Raw genomic sequence first — 17276 nt, forward strand, 5'->3', positions numbered from 1 at the left:
CGAGCTACAACTCCTTAGAAAAAGCCTCATAGGCGGCCCGCAGATCAGCTTCACGATCCAGCGAGGCAAAGGGATACTCGAAGGTATAGGACACCTCAGACTGCGGGTGCGTCCACGTGCGCTCAGCAGCGCTGAGCTCCGCGCCGAAAGCAAGCTTCTCGTGCAGCTTCACAATCTCCTTCGGCACCTTACGGCCATGGGCATCGAAGAGATCCTGCTCATCATAACGGCGCATCACCGGGAACTGGGTGCGATAAATCATGCACAACTCATCCGCACTCACCCCCAAAGACAACGCCACAATCGCATCAATCTCGTTCTGCGCATGCCAGCGCTGCTTCGCATTCCGCAGCGGAGTGTTTGAGGTCCACTCCTCACCCGTAATCTGCTCCCACAACGGCGCATAAGCACGAGTAAGGCAGTTCAACTCCAAATAGCGGCGAGCAGCGATAGGCCAGAGAGCGTTCTCGTGGCCGAGAGGGAGGGAACTGAAGCTGTCTGCGCCAATATGCCCCATCCCTGTTGATCGTATGAAGAAATCCACAAGAAACGCACTGCCAAAAGCAGCAGAGATCAGCGATCGCTGACCTGTGAGTGGGCCAGCTGAAGTGACGGTATGAACGTGGGTGGAGCCTGGAGGAATGAGCGCCGGATACAGTGTTCTGAAACCAGTGGTCGCCGCCATATTGCGCCAGCTCACGCGAAAGCTGCCGTTAATGGGCTTTTGCTCCGTATCCCAACACCCGTAGGCAGAGTCGTAATCTTCCTTCCCGCGGTTGGGCAAATAGGCCGTGGCAGGAATGAAGTCCTCCGGCATGGCCTCGAGATCCACCTCGGACCAGTCTTGGTTGTGCTTCATCGTGGGATTGGGCTGCTTAATCATGGGCGTGGACACACCAAGGTGCGGCCCCTGCAGAATTACATCCGACCACGAGTCTGCATGCTGCCATGAGCTATCGAAATAGCCCTTCTTTTTATCGATTGATTCGTCCCAGCCTCGGGAGAATTGCAATCCAAGAGAAGCGATACGCGGCGCTGCCGCGAGTTTCTCAAGCACTGCGGCGGCCTCGGTGTTCACCGTATAGACCATGCGGGTCTCAAGCAGGGGAGTAGCGGGATCCTCGAGGACGGACTTCCACACCTCGAGGGTGTCTTTATCTACTGTGGCGATGCGGTCGCGGTGAGGACGCAGATCCCAGTTGTCGCTATCATCCTTAAAACCTGGAAGCTCGCCACTGCCATCGTGTTTGAAAGAGTCGCTCACGCTCTTGGGGTGGTAGAGAGAGTTGGCAGAGAGAAAGTGAGGATCCTCCTGAGGGGATGAATACACGTGGATGCCATACCGGACGAGATCGTGGACATCGAAGAGCATTAGAGAGTTGATGAATTGCCAGTGACGGCGCAAGCGCCGATAGGCCCCAGCACGCAGGGGCGCTGCCTTCTTTTCGGTGAAGTGGGATTCGGGGTGGATCAGGGAGATCACGCCATCATTGCTGGCATTGGCCCAGGTACGTTCCATGAAGCCTCGGTAAAGATCTGGCTGCTGCTTAGCCAAGTGGGGATAGCGGGTGATATCGCCTAGAACCTCGGCGGTCACCACGGTCTCGCCCAATCCGCGGGCGAGCGTTGCTAGCACAGCAGGCTGCTCGATGAGTTCCTCGCGGCGCTGCTTCTTCGCTGCCTGCGTGGGTTTATGCGCAAGCTTGAACCACGGATCGTGCTCGGACAAGAGGGCATCAAAGTCGGTACGGGGCCGCACCCACGGCGGGTTGCCGATCTGGAAGTCGAAGCCGCCTTCGGCCATCACAGCGGCGAAGTCGAGGTCCCAGTGGAAGAAGTTCTGCTCGGAGCTCACCCGCTCGACGGTGGCAAGCCACGGGTGGGCTTCCATGAGGGCCTCGTGCTTCATGGCGCCGGAGGCTTTGAACTCGAGGTCTTCGATAAAGTCCAGATCCTCCCAGTCCATGGAAAAGCCGAAGCCTTCGGCCTGCTTTTCGCCGGAGGTGAAGGCATCGTTGGCGGTGCCCAGAGCGTCGATAAGCATGCTCAGCCACTCCTCGCGGCTGGGCAGGGACTCTGTTTCATTCAAGGGCCAGAACCACAGCGCGTTCCATGCGTTCATGATCAGTCGGAGGCGCTGGTAGGAGCCATTGAGATTGCCGAAGAGTTCGCGTTCGATCTGTTCGCGGCTGATCACACTGGAGCTGTGCTGCTCCGGCTGGCCCCACACAGTGATGGCGCGCCGGGCCTGCTGTTCGGCGATGCGCAGGCGCACTAGGGCGAAGCGCCACAGCACCTCCACGCGCTCACTAAGCTCGTGCAGTTGCTTTGCCTGCTTCTTGGTGAAGCCCTTCTGCACGGACTTTCGCCACGCCTTCATGGCCTTGACCTGCTCGGGGGCCATGGCCTTGAGATCCTTGGATTCGCTGGCGGCACCCCAGCCAAGGGCGGGCACAAGGAAGTGGTGCACCCTAGAACCGAGTGCCGGATCCGAGGTCTGGGAAGCGATGGATGCAGAAACGGATTCCACGCTGTGATGGGTGGGAAGCTCCGAAAGGTAGCTCTTGGTGGTGAGGGTGTCTGTCGGCACCGTGGAGCGGGTGGCGCCAATGAGCGAGTTGCCGTGGCGCAGGTGCAGGCCGAACCAGGGGGCCTTCAGATCGGCGGTCATGGTGTTAAGCCAGAGGGAGATCTCGGCGAGCTCCACCGCGGTGCGGTTGAGGTCCACTCCATACACCTGGTGCAGGGCGATGGAGGCCTTCACTTTCTGCAGTTCCTCGGTGAGGGACTCGGCGGGGATCTGCTCACTGAGCTCCTCCTGCTTGAGGCTGATGTAGAGCTCCGCGAGCTGGTTTACCGCCTCCACGGCGAAGGCGCCCGAGCCCATGGCGGGCTCGCAGATACTCAAGCTCAATACATCATCGGCGCAGTTGATGCGTCCAGAACTACGAAGCTCTTCGATGGCTTGGCCCACAGTGAACTCGGTGATCACCGGCGGGGAATAAAAGGATGCCGAGCGCTCCCTGTCTCGCGAAGACTGGCGGTAGACAAAAGAGCCGGCGCGGTGGCGTCGATTGCGGGTGCGGGTGCCGGAGACATCATTGATCTGCTCCTGGACGAAGCTGTCCTTGGGCAGGGTAGAGGCCAGAGACTCGGGCACCACCCACGATCCCTTCGAAGGATCGCCATGGGGTGCGACCTCCAGCAGCTCCTGATCGGCGATGAAGCCGGTGTAGGACATCAGGCCCTCATACACCTGGCCGAGTTGGGTGACACCCAAGGTGGCGTAGGAGACGAAACCACGCTCACGGCCCGCAGTTTCACGGGTGAGCAACAGGTTCTGCAGCACTATGTGCAGGGCGGCGTTAGAGAGCTTGACCCGAGAGATGTAGGCGGTGGCGTCCGGCTTGAACAGATCCGCGGCGAGATTTCTGAAGTGAAGGCCCTCGGCGCCCGCTGTGGCGTCGAAAAGCGGCGCAGAGGAATCGAGGGGATCGTGGCCCTGATCCACCAAAGAGAAGAGCAGATCGAGGCTGTCGTAGAGGTAGGTGCCGCGGGCGGCGCGCTCGGTAGGCGGCTCTACGAGGATCTGGTCGCGCAAGTTCGACAGACCATAGCCTTCGTCATACTCAGGCACCCCAGTGGGCAGGATCTGCAGCTCGGGGGAGGCCTCGGCGAAGAGGAGGAAGAGAATGCGGTAGAGGTAGCGCAGAGACTGCTTGGCCAGCTCATTGCCGTCGAGATCCATGGGCAGGCGCTGCTCGCGGTGACGATCCAGCACATCATTGCCGATGACCTCGATGGATTCCTTGATGGCCTGGCGGAGGCTCTCGCTCACCCGCACGGCGTGTTCACGGGACTGGGTGAGAGTCTCGAGCCACCAGGTGGTGCAATCGGGGGCGCAGGTGATGTTTTCCCACGCCAATGCGGCACAGACCTGCTGCAGCTCGCCCTTGTTCTTGGTGTTATTGCGCTCGGCGGCAAGCGCCACATCCACACCGAAATACCGACCGAGCGGCCACGAATCGCGCTCGGCGAGGATCACCCAGGAGCCGGCGATCAGCACGATGAAGGCGGGCTGCTCCTCGCTGAGGAACAGCTCCGTCACCAGCTTGGTGGCCGTCCACTCCACTTCAGTGCCGTCTAGGCGCGGGGCGATAAGCGGGGTGGCCTCTACGAGCTGATCGATATGGGTGATCGGGGAGATGCGGACGATGGCGGCCTTGTGCTGGAGGCAACCGGTAAACGCCAAGGTGCCTGCGCTGGTGGGCACCTCGAGTTCCGCGGGGTGCGGATAGCCGAACGCGGACTCGATGGCTGTAGCTGCCGCCTCCACTGTGGAGGAGCTAGCCGGATCGATGGTCGAGAGCGCCGTTTGCAGCTCATTGCGCTGCGCGCTCAGCCGGCCCCACGGGGAGGTGGCGGTAGCCGATTCTTTATCAGCGGCCTTCCACGCCTTGACGGCAGCCTCGGCGCGCCGGCCAAAGGAATCGCCCTTGGTTTCGTCATTAGTGAGGTAGTAATCGCTGATCCACTCATCAACATTGGCGATGGAATCGAAAGAAGCCATGGGTGTGTGTCCTCGTTATGCGCTGGGGGAGACAGAAGGAATGATGACAGCCAAAGGGCGAATGAGAGAACGCTGCGGGCGCGTAGCCTTTAGGATCTCTTCCTGCTGCTTGACCACAGCAAGCGATCGCCCCGCCCGGCCAGAGACATGGGCGGCGGCGCTTTCCCACTCGGCGGCCCGCTTCGACCACGCATCCACCCGCTGGGTGGTCTCAGCCGAACCGGCTGCCCGGATGGCATCCACATGCGTCTCGGCGGCATCGAGCGCCGCGCGAATCAGGCGGTTGGTCTCCGGCGGGATGGTGAGCGAACCGGTGGAAATAGCCTGCTCATTCAAACCGATCTCCCGCAACGTGGCGATGGGATCAGTGATCGTTTCCACTACAGCCCCAGGCAGGCCTTCGGGCACATCCAGGCCGAACTGGCCGGGCGTGCCTAACAGGAAGGAGCGGGTGACCACCTGGCCGCGAGAGCTCGTCAGCGTGGCCATCAACAGCACCGTGAGCTGATCCACCGCCCCGGTAAAGGCCGGAATTTCCGACTTAGACATCGAGGACAAAGCGCGATCCGCCGCCCAATCAGACACCGGATGCAGCGGGCCCAAAAAGTGCGCCTTCGGCCACGTCTTGGCATCACGCTCACGGGCGGCCTGCAGCTGCGACTCGCCGCGAGGCGTAGAGGTGGCCAGCATCAGCCGCTTCTTCACCTGGCGATACTCCACATAGTCCTGGGGCAACAGATCGAAACGGCGCTGCAGATCCCGCGGGGGAGTGAGCTCCATCGTGTCATTATCGTGCAGCTCCATCGCCACCCCGCCGCGCGCTGGGGATTCCGAGGCGACATCGTGGAAGGCCTCGGCGAGGGCCTGAACAAGATAATCCTGCTCGCTGTCGAACAAACTACGAGAGGTAGACGACGCCTGCGGCTTCTCTGGCTCCTCCTCGAGCATCAGTGTGCCGCTATTGATCATGGCCCAGAGATCATCCACGGCCGTGGTGTCCGCTGCGGAGTCTGGGGTGCTAGCGGCGGGGGTGTGGCTGTGGCTGGGGGTGTTGGTGCTGGCGTCGTTTGTGTTGGTGCCGTTGTGCGCGGCGGTGTGGCGCTCTGCGTGGTGGGTGGCGCGCTCGCGGGCGTCGCGCACGACCTCCTCCGCAGTGCGGATCGTGGAATCGAGATCACGGCGACCTCGCAGAATATCGCGGACACTATCTTCCTCGCCGCGGATGGAGTGCTTCCCCATCAGCAGGGAGGCATCGCCTAGGAATTGGTGGGCGGCGTGCTCACGCTCCACGAGCTTTTCCAGCACGTGGGTTTCGCCAATACCCTCCTCTGGATCCAGCAGCAGGGTAGCGATCTGCGGCGGGTTGGTTTGGCCATAGCGATCAATACGGCCATTGCGCTGCTGGATACGAATCAAGGACCACGGGATGTCATAGTGCACCAAGTGGTGGCACTGGCTGTGTAGGTTCACACCCTCACTGGCCACATCGCCTGTGACGAGCACCCGCACCGCGGAATCGGCGCGCTTGAACTCATCGATCAGCTCCATCTGCTCCACATCAGACATGCCGCCATGCATGACCCTTACCGCGCCCTTGCCCAGCTTGAGATCCTTAGTCAGGTTCTCTTCCAAGAAGTGCAGGGTGGCCACCCGCTCAGAGAAGATCACCACTCGCTGAGACGAGCCCTTCTTAATGTCCACCTCGTTGGCGAGATAGTCCACCAAGTGGAAGTACTTGTTGGAGTTATCAGGGGTGACGCGCTCGGCCAGCTCCCGCAGGTGCTGCAAGGACTGGACCTGGGTGGCGGCGTTCGTGTCCGCGGTGGGGCTCTGGGTGTTGGTGAGTGTGCGGATGCGATTATCGATGGTCTCAAGCAGCGCCGCAGGGGAGGAGAGATAGGCTTTCACGAGAGTCCAGGGGAAGAGGTCACCAGCTAACTTGGTGCTCACCCACGTTTCGTTGAGCTCGCGGGCCACGGCGTTTTCATCCTCCGAGGCCTCGATGAGGATATTGGTGGGTTCCTCACGGATTGCCCACTTATCGCCGACTACGGAGGCAACCTCCGTGGAATTGCGGTGGCGGCGAATAATGAGGTCATTGGCCGCGGCCTCATCGATCTCCCCGCTGGGGCTCACCGATAAAGGATCCAGCAGGCGGAGGATCTCCTTGAAGGAATCTGGGTCACCATTGTGCGGGGTGGCCGAGGCGAGAATCAGCGCGTCCGTGCGCGGCGCGAGGGTGCGCACCAGCCGGTTATTGTGGGTGCCGGCATTAGTGGCGTTGTGGATCTCATCCACAATCACGATGTCCCAGTTCACCTTCTCCAGCTGGGCGAGATACTTCGGGGACTTCAACGTGTCCATCGAGACAATCACGCGCGGGAAATACGTGAAGGGATTCTTACTGGCCGGCAGCTTCTGGCGCACCTTCTGGATACCAACAGAATCAAGACGTACCAGCGGGATAGCGAAACGTGTCCACAGCTCCTGCTGGAACTGCTCCAGCACATGCTTCGGGGTGACCACCAGAATGCGCTCCCCGCGGCCACGGCGAATCAACTCGGCGGCGATCATTCCGATTTCGAGGGTCTTGCCTAAGCCGACGGCGTCGGCAAGCAATATGCGAGGCTGCACCCGGTCAGGGTCGAGCGCCTTGCGCACCGCGGCTAGCTGATAATCAAGCGGATCGGCCAGCATGCGGGTGGCTACATCCAGCTCCTGCTGGCGCAGCGGCACCGGGGTTTGGCGCATCGTGGACTCCAGCCACAGCTTCGAATGCCGAAAATGCGGGGAGTTATCCGGCACGGGGGTGACCGCTGCGGGGTCGAAGATACGGACATCGTCGAGGGCTGTGAAGAAGGTAGCGGTGGAATCGCGCACATAGTCGCTTAAGCCCCGGACCTTGATGCGGAAGCCATCGGTGGAGCGGGCCACGTGTGTGACAAGCCAAGACTCATTGCGCACCTCCACGGTGACACCGGGCGCCAGCTGGTCGAAATAGCTGAGGTCACGAGGCTCTGCCTGAGGCGATGGCCCCGATGTGGGCGAGAAGCCGGACGGTGTGCTGGGGGCCGCGGTGGAGGGCTGAGTCATAGTTTCTCAAGTTTAATTACTCAGCGTTCAGGGCGGGCCCATTTCCCTAGGCGCGTTCGGGTTTGGAACCGAGAGGCCCAAGGTCCAGGCGGCGCAGCGCAGGATCGCGGGAGTACTGATGGAACCTGTTACCTCTTTGGGTAGATCATCCACTGGAGTAGGTAGACGAGAAACATCGGAATGCCACAGAGCAATGCGAGAGTGTAGAACATTCGGATCCGCCGCGCGGGGAGACCATAGACCTCAGCCACACCGGCGCAGACGCCCGCTATCTGCTTGTTGCGGTCGGTGCGATACCACTTAGCGTGAGAAAACATCATTACTGCCTTCGTATCGGATGCGGCTGTGGTGTGAGGGGAGTGTGGATTGTTGTGCGCTCGCGGTCACTGCTGATGCCCTGCAGAAAACCCATAAGCGCAGCCTACAGTGCGTGAGCATCTTCACCCTACGGAACCGTAGCTTTTGGGTGGGAGGGGACTACACTGGGGTTCATGAGCAAATACGGCAAGAAAAACGTTGGTGAAGAAGACCGCAAGGTTCGTTATGGGGTCGCCGGTGCCTTGGCTCTCGCCGGCCTCGCTGTGAAGGGGAAGGGGGCCAAGGTTGGTCTGCTCGGTGCCGCTGCTGGCATCGGTGCTACCGCCTACGCGGGCAGCTGCCCGATCTACAGTTTCCTCGGCGTCAACTCCGCTGCCTAGCCCGCGGTAGTTGCGTCGCACACCCTGCGCGGCCCCACCTAAACGCCTCTCGCTTCGAGTGTGGACCTTAACCTATAGGTCCATCAGTGAGCGGATCTCCTCCGGGAGTTCCTCTTGGGAGGTGATGGTGGGGCCGTGGTAGCTGCGCAGGATCTCATACACCCGCCCACGCTCAGCGCTGTCGAGCAGGGGGAGCTCCTCGGCCATGAGGCGAGTCATAAACCCATCGAGCGGCAGATTCGTTCGCTCTGCCGCGATGTAGGTCTCCGTCTTCGGATCGACGGGCTTATTCCTTTTAAACAGATCAAAAAGCGCCATGGCTTCCATCGTAGAGCGCGCGCTTGTCGGCGACTAAGCTAAATCACCATGACATCTCCCCAGCCCCACGACACCCCCGTGCTCACCTACACCCTCGACGACACCCTGGTGGGGCGGATCGCCCCCGCCGTGGCCACCGCCGTGTCCGTGGCCCTGCCGGAGTATGTGCCGTGCCGGCTCACCCGCGGGCTGCTGAACGCAGCCATGTTCACCGGTGCTTTCGGGGTGAGCGTGTGGGCCACTACCCAGGATGACAACCCCGATAATGACCCCGAGGTGGCCCTGGCTAATATCCGCGCCAAGCTCGACGCCGCCGACGACACCCCCGTCGATAGCCCGCGCGGGTTCTGGACCAAGGCAGCGCTCGTCGGCGCCGGCACCTGGGCTGCAGTAAAGGCCCAGAGCGCGCTTATCGACGCCTCCTCGAAGGCACTCAGCGCCGCCGGCGTATCCAAGCCCCGCACTCTCATTGGCCTCGGGCTGGGCGCGGCAGTCTACGCCCTCGGCGAGGCCACCCAGCGCGCCGAACTCGCCGCCAAGAAAGAGAAGTAGCCCGCCATGCTCGCAGTCACCGACCGCCCCGATGAGCCCCACCGCGTGATCTGGCACGTAGACGATGATCTCGAGACTGCCACCGGGGTGACCTCCGGGGCATGGATCCTTGGCGGCGACTACCCCGTGGGCCTTGAGCGCGAGCAGGACCTGCTGCAGGTCGATGCCGTGCTGGATTCCCGCGAGGCGATCACCGCCATCGCCGAGCGCATGCGTTCTGCCGCCGAGGAGCTCAAAGCCTCCACCAAGAACCTGCGCCTGCCTGCAGTGACAGACCCGGACTGGGCCTCCTATGAGGAGGCCTTCAGCGGCGAGCCCATCGCCCAAGAGTGTTGGGTGCGGGTGCGTGCCGTGGTGGATCTCATCGGTATCTGGCACGGGATGGAGCGGGCGAGGTTGCGTCGAAAAGCATTGAAAGAGGCCGACCCCTCCTACCGGCCCCTGCCTGCGCGCTAGGCGCTCGCGCTGCGAGGCGGGCGCGGCTGGTTTACATTAGCCCCTGTGAACCATTCCCATCCCAGCTTCGAGGTCGATGACTACGACTACGCGCTGCTCTACCACGTAGAAGAGCCTGCCTCCGGCGCGTGGCGGCGCATCCGCGTGCCCGCCAATATTCCCATGGATCGCTTCGCGCGCATCATGCGCGTGGTGCTTGACCAGCAGGAAGCCGGCGACTACTGCTTCTACACCCCCGCCGCCACCATCAAACCAGGGGCCAAAACCAGCACCGACATGGATGAATGGGCCGCAGAGGCCATCATCTTGGGCTCCCTCGACGATGACAGCTTCCGCTTCCGATTCGACGATCACCTCTCAGTGAACCTGCGGCTGATCACCACCCTCAACGACACCGGCGACTCGGACACGCTGTGCATCGACGGCGAAGGCAAACTGGACGATCCGGAATTCTGGGTGGATGTGATCAACCGCGAGCTGGATTCCGAGCGCTGGGTAGAAGCCACGCTCAGCCGAGCGAAAAGCTCCCTCAAAGATGTGATCAACCGCGCAGGGCTATGGGAGGCCACCCAGCTGGTGGCACTCGGAATGGACACCAGCCAGCGTGCCAGCGTCGACGAGCGCCACCAACTCCTCGAACCACTGGTGCACTACATTCACGAGCGCCACGAATGCACCCCCGGTGATCCGCTGCTGCGCTCCCTCGGGCTGGTTCACAGCGAAGGCGGGCTCACCGCGGTGGGCAGCCACGCCCTCAGCGATCCCGATGCGCTGTGGGAGCAACTCACCCGCACCCTGCCAGTGGAAAGGGAAGTGGTGGGCAATGATGCCGCCTGGTTGCTGCTGCTCAGCTACATCGCCGGGATGCCGCGGGGAACCACCGAAGCCTTCGTGATGCAGGGGATGGTGTGGGCAGGCCACCGCAATACCGGCTCCACGATTCTCGTCACCGATGACATCCGCGCCCTGGCCTCGCGGACCCTGTCCGTGCTCTCAATGCTGGGGATTATCGCCAATGATCTGCTCGTGGTGGGCGGGCCACTACACAATGCGCGCATCGACCTCCTGCGAGAAATCATCACCGACTAGAGCAATGCCCACCGGCGCCACGGCGTGGGGGTGCTAGTATCCCCCTCGTGGATGCGAACACAACCAAGCCCGAATACACCGGACCGCTGCCCTCCGTCGAGGGCCTCGAAGCTGGCGCCCTAGCGCCCAGCGGCACCTCGCTGCAGGTGCAGGCCGTGAAGTTCATTGTCTCCGGTGGCTTGTCGGCAGTGGTGGATTTGGGCCTGACCTATCTGCTGCACATCGTCTTCGGCGTGGACAAAAACCTCGGCCGCTTGGTGGGCTTCATCTTCGGCACCCTCACCGCCTACATGATCAACCGTCGCTGGACCTTCCAAGCCGAGCCCTCAGCCAAGCGCTTCACCGCCGTGGCCATCCTCTACACCATCACCGCCGTGGTGAACCTCGGCTTCTTCGCCGTGGGCTACAGCATCTTCTTCGACTGGGGCTGGGGCGAGCGGCTCTCTACCGTGGCGGCCTTCGTGATCGCCCAAGGCACCGCCACGGTGATCAACTTCATCGTCCAGCGGCTCTGGATTTTCAAGGTGAGCTAAACAGCCGTGGCCTTAAGCTAGGGGCGCTCGAAGCGTTCGCGGCGGCCCAGCTGGTGCAGCTTGAACCACTCCCAAAAGCCGCGGGGATCCCGCCGCTGGATCAGGAAGAACCAGCCGAAGCGGGCATATTCCTGCGGCAGAAGTTTGCGCATGCCCGGCTGATTCATCAGATAACCGCGGTTGCGGTAGGTGAAAAAGCGCTTGCTCTCATTATCGGGATACTGGGTGTGCATCCGCCCGCCCAGAATCGGCTTGAACTCCTCCGAGCCATCCGGGTGCAGATAAGCCGCCTGCAGGCAGGTGCCGAAACGCAGGCCCGAGCGGGCCAAGCGGCGGTGATATTCCACCTCATCGCCGCGGATAAACAGCCGCAGATCCGGCACTCCAATGCGTTCGGTGGCCGCGCGAGAAATCACCGCCCCATTAAAGAGCGAGGCGATGCCTTCCAACAGATCTTCCTCGCCCAGCTCGGAGCGGAAGCGCCGCCACTCCACGCCGCGGCGCAAGGGAAAGGCCAACTTATCCGGCTGCTCCAGATTGCACACCACCGGCGAGACCTCATCCAATCCGTGCTTTTCCGCGCAGCGCAGCAAGGTGGCGAGCACCTCAGTGTTTTCTGGGCGGCCATCATCATCGGCACACCAGATACCGTCCACACCTAGTGCTAGGGCAGTGAGGAAGCCATAGGCAAAACCGCCCGCCCCACCGAGATTGGTGCGGCTGGGAAGATACACCCCCCGCTCGCCGGCGATCTCCTCCACCAGCTCACGCACCGCATCCTCGGCGCCATTATCCACCACGATGATGTGCGTCAATGGATGGGTTTGCGCAGCCACGATCTCAAGCGAGTGGCGCAGCAGCTCGGCGCGGTGGTGGGTGACAATAACAGCGGCGATGGAATCGGTAGAGTGCAGCGGCATAGCTTTCATCATCTCATAGCCGCGCCGAGGAGTCTGGCTGCCGAGCGCTTAGCGGGGCCGCGTGTGTTTACTCCGAGGACTCCGAGCCCTCGATATCGGCGAGCAGGCGGCGCACATGATCGGCCGCGCCCTTGCCCTCATAGGCCTCCACCACATCCGGCACCGTGCCGGCCTGCTTGATAGTGCCGTGATCAATCCACAGTGCCGTATCGCAAAGCTGGGCCAAAAAGTCATTCGAGTGCGAGGCAAACACCAAAATACCGGAGCGCTTCACCAGCTCCTGCAGACGCTTGCGGGCCTTGGCCATAAACTCCGCATCCACCGCACCGATGCCCTCATCCAGCAGCAGAATCTCCGGCTCGATCGAGGTGACCACACCCAGTGCCAAGCGAATACGCATACCGGTGGAATAGGTGCGCAGCGGCATCGCCAGATAATCGCCCAGATCCGAGAACTCGGCGATCTCATCCATCTTCTTTTTCATCTGCTGGCGAGTCTGGCCCAAAAACAGCCCGCGGATGATGATGTTTTCATAGCCCGAAATCTCCGGATCCATGCCCACACCCAGATCGAAGACGGGCGCGACCCGGCCGCGCACATGCGCCGAGCCGCGGGTGGGCTCATAGATCCCAGAGAGCAGCCGCAGCAGCGTGGACTTACCGGCGCCATTGTGGCCCACCAAACCCACGCGGTCGCCCTCCTGCAAATGCAGATTGATATCGCGCAGCGCCTCCACGACCACCACATTGGAGTCATTCTTGCCAATGATGCCACCGGCGGCGCCGAGGGCTGCCTTCTTTAAAGAGCGGGTTTTGGCATCGAAGATAGGGAAATCAACGCAAGCATTGTAGGTATCAATAGAGACCATGGGATCGTTGTGCACCTTTAACGTGGAAGTGAATAGGGGAGGCGTCGATAAGCGCGAAAAGCATTACACCCAATAGCTGACGCGATAGCGCCACGTGCGCATCGCCAGCAAAGCCAGAACCAAACCGACCGCGGTGAAGCCCAGCACCACCCACCAGTGATACACCGGCAGCGGCGCGCCGATAAGAGGAGCGCGAATAACCTCCATGTAGTGGTACAGCGGATTCAGCTCCGCCAAGCGGGCGCGGCCCTCCACCTGGCCGCCCTGATCCTTTAGCGTCTGCGTGGTCCACACAATCGGAGTCACATAAAACAGCAGCTGAGTCAGCGCCTCCAGCAGCGGAGAAATATCGCGGAAACGGGTAGAAACAATGCCGAAAAACATTGCCACCCACACGCCGTTGAGCAAAAGCAGCACCATCGCCGGAATAGCCAAGAGCAGCTCCCAGCCCAGATGGCGCGGGAAAATCAGAATCAGAATCACCCAAATAACCAAATTGTGGGCCAGGAACAGAGTCTGCTTCCACACCAGGCGATACACGTGCACCGACAGTGCCGAGGGCAGCTGCTTAATTAACCCCTCGTTCGCGATAAACACCTCAGAGCCCTCACGGATACACCCTGAGATGAAGTTCCACATGATCAAACCCACCGTCACGTGCGGCAGGAATTCCGCCAGCGGAATACGAAACAGCACCGAATAGAGCAGACCCAAGGCCAAAGCCATCACACCGGTGGCGATCGTGATCCACAGCGGGCCCAGCACCGAGCGGCGGTAGCGCTGCTTAATATCCTGCCAGCCGAGCTGCAGCCACAACTCGTGCTGCTGCGCGCCCCGCACCAGATCCGACCATGCGGCCGCGAATGTCTGCGAACGCGACGGCGGGGCCGTGGTTTCATCCGTGCGGGTGATCCGCTCGATCGTGGCCTCTAAGTTCCTTGATTGGCTGTCTGACACAGTCATTAACCCTATAGGGTTAGCGGCCAAAAGTGGATTAGATAGCCACGGGGTGGCGCTTGACTTACACGCGGGATTGCATAGCCGAGATGCTCCGGTGGGGGTTCTATGGGCAGTGCTGTGGTGGGGCTGTGATCGCAGCCTGTGCGCGTGGCTCGTGGGGCGCATGACTACGCAAGAGGGCCAGCATGCAGGCCCCTCGACGCTCGAGAGATTGTGACGTGCGTGGTGCGTGAGGCGCAGGTGACGAGCGGGGGAGGCACGCTGGTGGGGATAGAGTGAGCATTCTGTGAGCTAGATGGTTATCTTGTGGGAAACCTCGGGGCGGTGGGTAAGCTGTGTACTACCGTCGGGCGGTTGCGCACCGAGCTCCGGCGGCCGGCGTGCCGTGCAATCCGGCGGGGTACCACGAGAAGTAAAGGAGCGGTCAACACACGATGGTCTTCGACGCCCCACGTGTACGTGGACTCTACGTCTCGTTGAGTGATGGTTGGATCTACCTCAACGCCCCGCAGGCCCAAATCCCGGAAAAGGTTTACGCCGGCCTCTCCAATGCTTTCCGCACCAGCCGCACCATGATGCGCCCCGAGCCCACCAGCGGGCACCATTCCCGCAGCTACAGCGCGGGGCGCACCGGTGCGCAGAGCACAGAAGAAACCGCGTGCCGCGCCATTGCTGACCTCTTGGGCACCCGCGCTGACTGCGTGGTCTTGGGCCCGAACCGCCAGGATCTACTCATCGCGCTGGCTCGCTCTATTTCCACGCGGCTACACCGCTCCGATGTGGTGCTCAGCCCCGATCCGCTCTTCGAGCCCTTCGCCCGCGAAGCCAACAACGCCATCTACGCCCAATACGATCTCACCCTCGGCTCTATTCCTGCCGCACAGTTCAGTGAGCTCGTCACCGGCGCCACCCGGCTGGTGGCTCTGCCCGCCGCTGATGGGCTTTTGGGAGTGGTGCATGATATCACCAGCATCGCCGAGATTACTCACGACCGCGCCCGAGCCTGGGTGCTGGCTGATCTCACAGATGTGGTGCCCTACCGTTTGAGCTCCATGGATGAGCTCGGCATCGATATCGCCGTAGTGGATGTCGCCGGCATGGGTGGGCCGGAGGTGGCTGCGCTTGTCTTCCGCTCTGCCACGATGCTTGGGCGGCTACAACGGCCCCTCGAGTTCCCCACCGTCTCGCCCGGTTTGCTTGGCGGGGTGTCGCCGGTGGTCGACCACTACGCAGGCCTTAACGAAAACGCCAGCGGCACGCGCCGACGCCGTCTTGAGATCGCCTTCGAGGACATGTCCGCGCACATGAGCAAGGTGTATCACCACCTGCTCGAATCGCTTACCCTGCAGAGTGTGCACATAGTCGGTGTATCCGGCGATGCGACTGAGCTCGGCGCACTCGACCTGGACCGCATTCCCCGGATATCCGTGGTACTGCCGGATGTTCCCGCCGCTACCGTGCACGAGCGGCTCGCCTCCAATGGCATAGCCACCGTGCTGCCGCTGTCCTCGCCACTGCTGGAAGAAATGGGGGTGGCCGATGCTGGCGGGGCCATCACCATCGGCCTGGCCCCCTACAACTCCGAATACGATATCGATCAACTCGCCCGCGTTCTGGCCTCCTTGGCCTAAGGCGCCGATAGGCGAGATAGGAACAACCGTCGCGCGGTGCTTCGAGGACTCGAGGCCGCGCGCCGGTTGTGCTGTGCGGGGTTGCCGTCGGCTGGGTTGCGGCCTACGTCAGCGGTTGTGACGTGCGGAGCTGTGCCTATTGGGAGATCTCGAGAATGATCTTGCCGGTCATCTCGCCCTTGGCCATGATGCGGTGGGCCTCGTTGGCCTCCGCGATGGGCAGCACTGTGGAGATGTGGTGGCTGATCTTGCCGGAGTTGAGCAGCGGCCACACACCCTCGCGGGTCTGGCGCACGATCTCTGCCTTGTCCTCGATAGAGCGATTGCGCAGTGTTGTGGCGGCGAGCGTGCCCCGCTTAGAGAGCAAACGACCCACGTTGAGCTCGCCCTTCGGGCCGCCGATCAACCCAATGATCGTGACCGTGCCATCCATCGCCAAAGCCTTGACGTTCGAATCCAGATAAGAGCCGCCGACCACATCGAGGATCACATCGCATGAATTGCGCATGACCTCAGCGAAGTCCTGCTCCTTATAATTAATAGCCACATCGGCGCCCAGCTTCTGCATCAGCTCGACCTTCTCGGCAGAACCAGCAGTGCCCGCCACCGTGCAGCCCAGCGCCTTGCCGAGCTGAATGGCAAAGGTGCCAATGCCACCGCCGCCGCCGTGCACCAGCAACGTCTGGCCCTGCTGCAGGTGGGCCGTCATCACAATGTTGGACCACACCGTGGTGGCCACCTCCACGATCGAGGCGGCCTCGGCGAAGCTCCAGCCTTCTGGGATGGGAAGTAGCTGGCCGGCCGGCACCGCCGCATACTCGGCATAGCCGCCGCCGGCGAGCAAAGCACACACCTCATCGCCGACCGAGTAGTCAGTATCACCCGGATCAGCCACCACACCGGCGATCTCTAGGCCAAGGATCTCCGAGGCGCCCTCCGGCGGCGGGTAGGCTCCGGCGCGCTGCGCCAGATCCGCGCGGTTGACACCCGCAGCCTTCACCTCCACCAACACCTCGCCCTCGGCGAGGCGGGGGCGCTCAACATCGTCCCAGACGAGATCGGGGCGCTTGGGGTTATCGGACTCGACGAGAGTGATAGCTTTCATCTTGGGCTGCTCTGTGCGTTCAGTCATAGCCTCCACAGTAGGTGAACGCGGGGGCAATCGGCTAGGATGTTGTGAGTCTGTGTGCCGCCCGCCTATGCGGGAGGGGCATGCACGGCCTTGGAGGCGTGGCAGAGCGGCCGAATGCACTCGCCTTGAAAGCGAGCGACCCGTGAAACGGTCCGGGGGTTCAAATCCCTCCGCCTCCGCTCGTGTGGTGTGGCGCGACATTGTATCCAACAGTGTCGCGCCACATTGCTTTTCCCTTGTTCGTCCTGCGTACGCTCTGCGCATTCGCTGGGTGGACTGCAGGGGTGGGTAGAAACGGTCAAGGGGTGCACTGGCGCTGATAGTGAAGCGCGCGATCTATGTCATCCACATAGCGGCGTGGGGCGTGTGTGCGGCGCTGATGGCCTCTTTCACAGGCGGCGAGAGTAACTCTATTGCAGCGCTGGTCCTACCTCGGAGCAACTGTCGCCTCGCTGC

The 17276-nt window shown here is 61.9% G+C and carries 14 protein-coding genes and 1 tRNA gene; 7 read left to right on the forward strand and 8 right to left on the reverse strand.

Annotated features, from left to right (window positions below; genetic code table 11):
- Positions 1 to 4 precede the first annotated feature (4 nt).
- The 3 genes from CCICO_RS00420 to CCICO_RS00430 all read right to left on the reverse strand — a co-directional run bounded on the left by CCICO_RS00420 (position 5) and on the right by CCICO_RS00430 (position 7983).
- Positions 5 to 4570, reverse strand: a complete 4566-nt coding sequence (locus CCICO_RS00420; RefSeq protein WP_018018474.1) for an Eco57I restriction-modification methylase domain-containing protein — start codon at positions 4568 to 4570, stop codon at positions 5 to 7.
- Between the two features lie 15 nt (positions 4571 to 4585).
- Positions 4586 to 7663 carry a DEAD/DEAH box helicase gene (locus tag CCICO_RS00425; protein WP_018018475.1) on the reverse strand — a complete coding sequence of 1026 codons (3078 nt, stop codon included), beginning with the start codon at positions 7661 to 7663 and terminating at the stop codon, positions 4586 to 4588.
- 128 nt (positions 7664 to 7791) lie between these two features.
- Positions 7792 to 7983 (reverse strand): PspC domain-containing protein, encoded by a 192-nt coding sequence (locus CCICO_RS00430; protein ID WP_018018476.1) that lies wholly within the window; start codon positions 7981 to 7983, stop codon positions 7792 to 7794.
- A gap of 171 nt (positions 7984 to 8154) precedes the next feature.
- Between CCICO_RS00430 and CCICO_RS00435 the strand changes: the two genes are divergently transcribed.
- Positions 8155 to 8361: a YgaP-like transmembrane domain gene (locus CCICO_RS00435; RefSeq protein WP_018018477.1), complete on the forward strand. Its 207-nt coding sequence runs from the start codon at positions 8155 to 8157 to the stop codon at positions 8359 to 8361.
- A gap of 72 nt (positions 8362 to 8433) precedes the next feature.
- On the opposite strand, the gene CCICO_RS00440 is transcribed toward CCICO_RS00435, so the two are convergent.
- The gene (locus CCICO_RS00440) at positions 8434 to 8679 is read right to left on the reverse strand and encodes a hypothetical protein (RefSeq protein WP_018018478.1); all 246 of its coding nucleotides are present in this window, start codon (positions 8677 to 8679) and stop codon (positions 8434 to 8436) included.
- A gap of 48 nt (positions 8680 to 8727) precedes the next feature.
- On the opposite strand from CCICO_RS00440, the gene CCICO_RS00445 reads away from it, so the two are divergent.
- The 4 genes from CCICO_RS00445 to CCICO_RS00460 all read left to right on the forward strand — a co-directional run bounded on the left by CCICO_RS00445 (position 8728) and on the right by CCICO_RS00460 (position 11309).
- A complete protein-coding gene (locus CCICO_RS00445) occupies positions 8728 to 9231 on the forward strand; it encodes a hypothetical protein (protein ID WP_018018479.1) in 504 nt (167 codons plus the stop codon).
- Between the two features lie 6 nt (positions 9232 to 9237).
- Positions 9238 to 9687, forward strand: coding sequence for a hypothetical protein (locus CCICO_RS00450; RefSeq protein ID WP_018018480.1), 450 nt, complete (start codon positions 9238 to 9240; stop codon positions 9685 to 9687).
- A gap of 45 nt (positions 9688 to 9732) precedes the next feature.
- On the forward strand, positions 9733 to 10776 hold the full coding sequence (locus CCICO_RS00455) for a hypothetical protein (RefSeq protein ID WP_018018481.1): 1044 nt from the start codon (positions 9733 to 9735) through the stop codon (positions 10774 to 10776).
- 86 nt (positions 10777 to 10862) lie between these two features.
- A complete protein-coding gene (locus CCICO_RS00460) occupies positions 10863 to 11309 on the forward strand; it encodes a GtrA family protein (protein ID WP_026161240.1) in 447 nt (148 codons plus the stop codon).
- Positions 11310 to 11326: 17 nt separating this feature from the next.
- On the opposite strand, the gene glfT1 is transcribed toward CCICO_RS00460, so the two are convergent.
- From glfT1 to wzm, 3 genes are all read right to left on the reverse strand, one after another.
- Positions 11327 to 12229, reverse strand: coding sequence for a galactofuranosyltransferase GlfT1 (gene glfT1 / locus CCICO_RS00465; protein ID WP_018018483.1), 903 nt, complete (start codon positions 12227 to 12229; stop codon positions 11327 to 11329).
- Positions 12230 to 12296: 67 nt separating this feature from the next.
- Positions 12297 to 13097 carry a galactan export ABC transporter ATP-binding subunit Wzt/RfbE gene (gene wzt / locus CCICO_RS00470; protein WP_018018484.1) on the reverse strand — a complete coding sequence of 267 codons (801 nt, stop codon included), beginning with the start codon at positions 13095 to 13097 and terminating at the stop codon, positions 12297 to 12299.
- Between the two features lie 63 nt (positions 13098 to 13160).
- Positions 13161 to 14060 carry a galactan export ABC transporter permease subunit Wzm/RfbD gene (wzm, locus tag CCICO_RS00475; protein ID WP_018018485.1) on the reverse strand — a complete coding sequence of 300 codons (900 nt, stop codon included), beginning with the start codon at positions 14058 to 14060 and terminating at the stop codon, positions 13161 to 13163.
- A gap of 431 nt (positions 14061 to 14491) precedes the next feature.
- Between wzm and CCICO_RS00480 the strand changes: the two genes are divergently transcribed.
- Positions 14492 to 15688 carry an aminotransferase class V-fold PLP-dependent enzyme gene (locus tag CCICO_RS00480; RefSeq protein ID WP_018018486.1) on the forward strand — a complete coding sequence of 399 codons (1197 nt, stop codon included), beginning with the start codon at positions 14492 to 14494 and terminating at the stop codon, positions 15686 to 15688.
- Positions 15689 to 15824: 136 nt separating this feature from the next.
- Here CCICO_RS00480 and CCICO_RS00485 read toward each other — a convergent pair whose 3' ends face one another.
- Positions 15825 to 16793 (reverse strand): NAD(P)H-quinone oxidoreductase, encoded by a 969-nt coding sequence (locus CCICO_RS00485; protein ID WP_026161241.1) that lies wholly within the window; start codon positions 16791 to 16793, stop codon positions 15825 to 15827.
- 119 nt (positions 16794 to 16912) lie between these two features.
- Here CCICO_RS00485 and CCICO_RS00490 point away from each other — a divergent pair.
- Positions 16913 to 16999 (forward strand) — tRNA-Ser (locus CCICO_RS00490).
- Positions 17000 to 17276: the final 277 nt, after the last annotated feature.

This window comes from Corynebacterium ciconiae DSM 44920, assembly GCF_030440575.1.
Lineage (GTDB): Bacteria > Actinomycetota > Actinomycetes > Mycobacteriales > Mycobacteriaceae > Corynebacterium > Corynebacterium ciconiae.

Bases quoted from the DNA above. Each gene is read 5' to 3' on its own strand.
- CCICO_RS00420 (WP_018018474.1), bottom strand. From the start codon at position 4,570: ATGGCTTCTTTCGATTCCATCGCCAATGTTGATGAGTGGATCAGCGAT.
- CCICO_RS00425 (WP_018018475.1), bottom strand. From the start codon at position 7,663: ATGACTCAGCCCTCCACCGCGGCCCCCAGCACACCGTCCGGCTTCTCG.
- CCICO_RS00430 (WP_018018476.1), bottom strand. From the start codon at position 7,983: ATGATGTTTTCTCACGCTAAGTGGTATCGCACCGACCGCAACAAGCAG.
- CCICO_RS00435 (WP_018018477.1), top strand. From the start codon at position 8,155: ATGAGCAAATACGGCAAGAAAAACGTTGGTGAAGAAGACCGCAAGGTT.
- CCICO_RS00440 (WP_018018478.1), bottom strand. From the start codon at position 8,679: ATGGCGCTTTTTGATCTGTTTAAAAGGAATAAGCCCGTCGATCCGAAG.
- CCICO_RS00445 (WP_018018479.1), top strand. From the start codon at position 8,728: ATGACATCTCCCCAGCCCCACGACACCCCCGTGCTCACCTACACCCTC.
- CCICO_RS00450 (WP_018018480.1), top strand. From the start codon at position 9,238: ATGCTCGCAGTCACCGACCGCCCCGATGAGCCCCACCGCGTGATCTGG.
- glfT1 (WP_018018483.1), bottom strand. From the start codon at position 12,229: ATGCCGCTGCACTCTACCGATTCCATCGCCGCTGTTATTGTCACCCAC.
- wzt (WP_018018484.1), bottom strand. From the start codon at position 13,097: ATGGTCTCTATTGATACCTACAATGCTTGCGTTGATTTCCCTATCTTC.
- wzm (WP_018018485.1), bottom strand. From the start codon at position 14,060: ATGACTGTGTCAGACAGCCAATCAAGGAACTTAGAGGCCACGATCGAG.
- CCICO_RS00480 (WP_018018486.1), top strand. From the start codon at position 14,492: ATGGTCTTCGACGCCCCACGTGTACGTGGACTCTACGTCTCGTTGAGT.
- CCICO_RS00485 (WP_026161241.1), bottom strand. From the start codon at position 16,793: ATGAAAGCTATCACTCTCGTCGAGTCCGATAACCCCAAGCGCCCCGAT.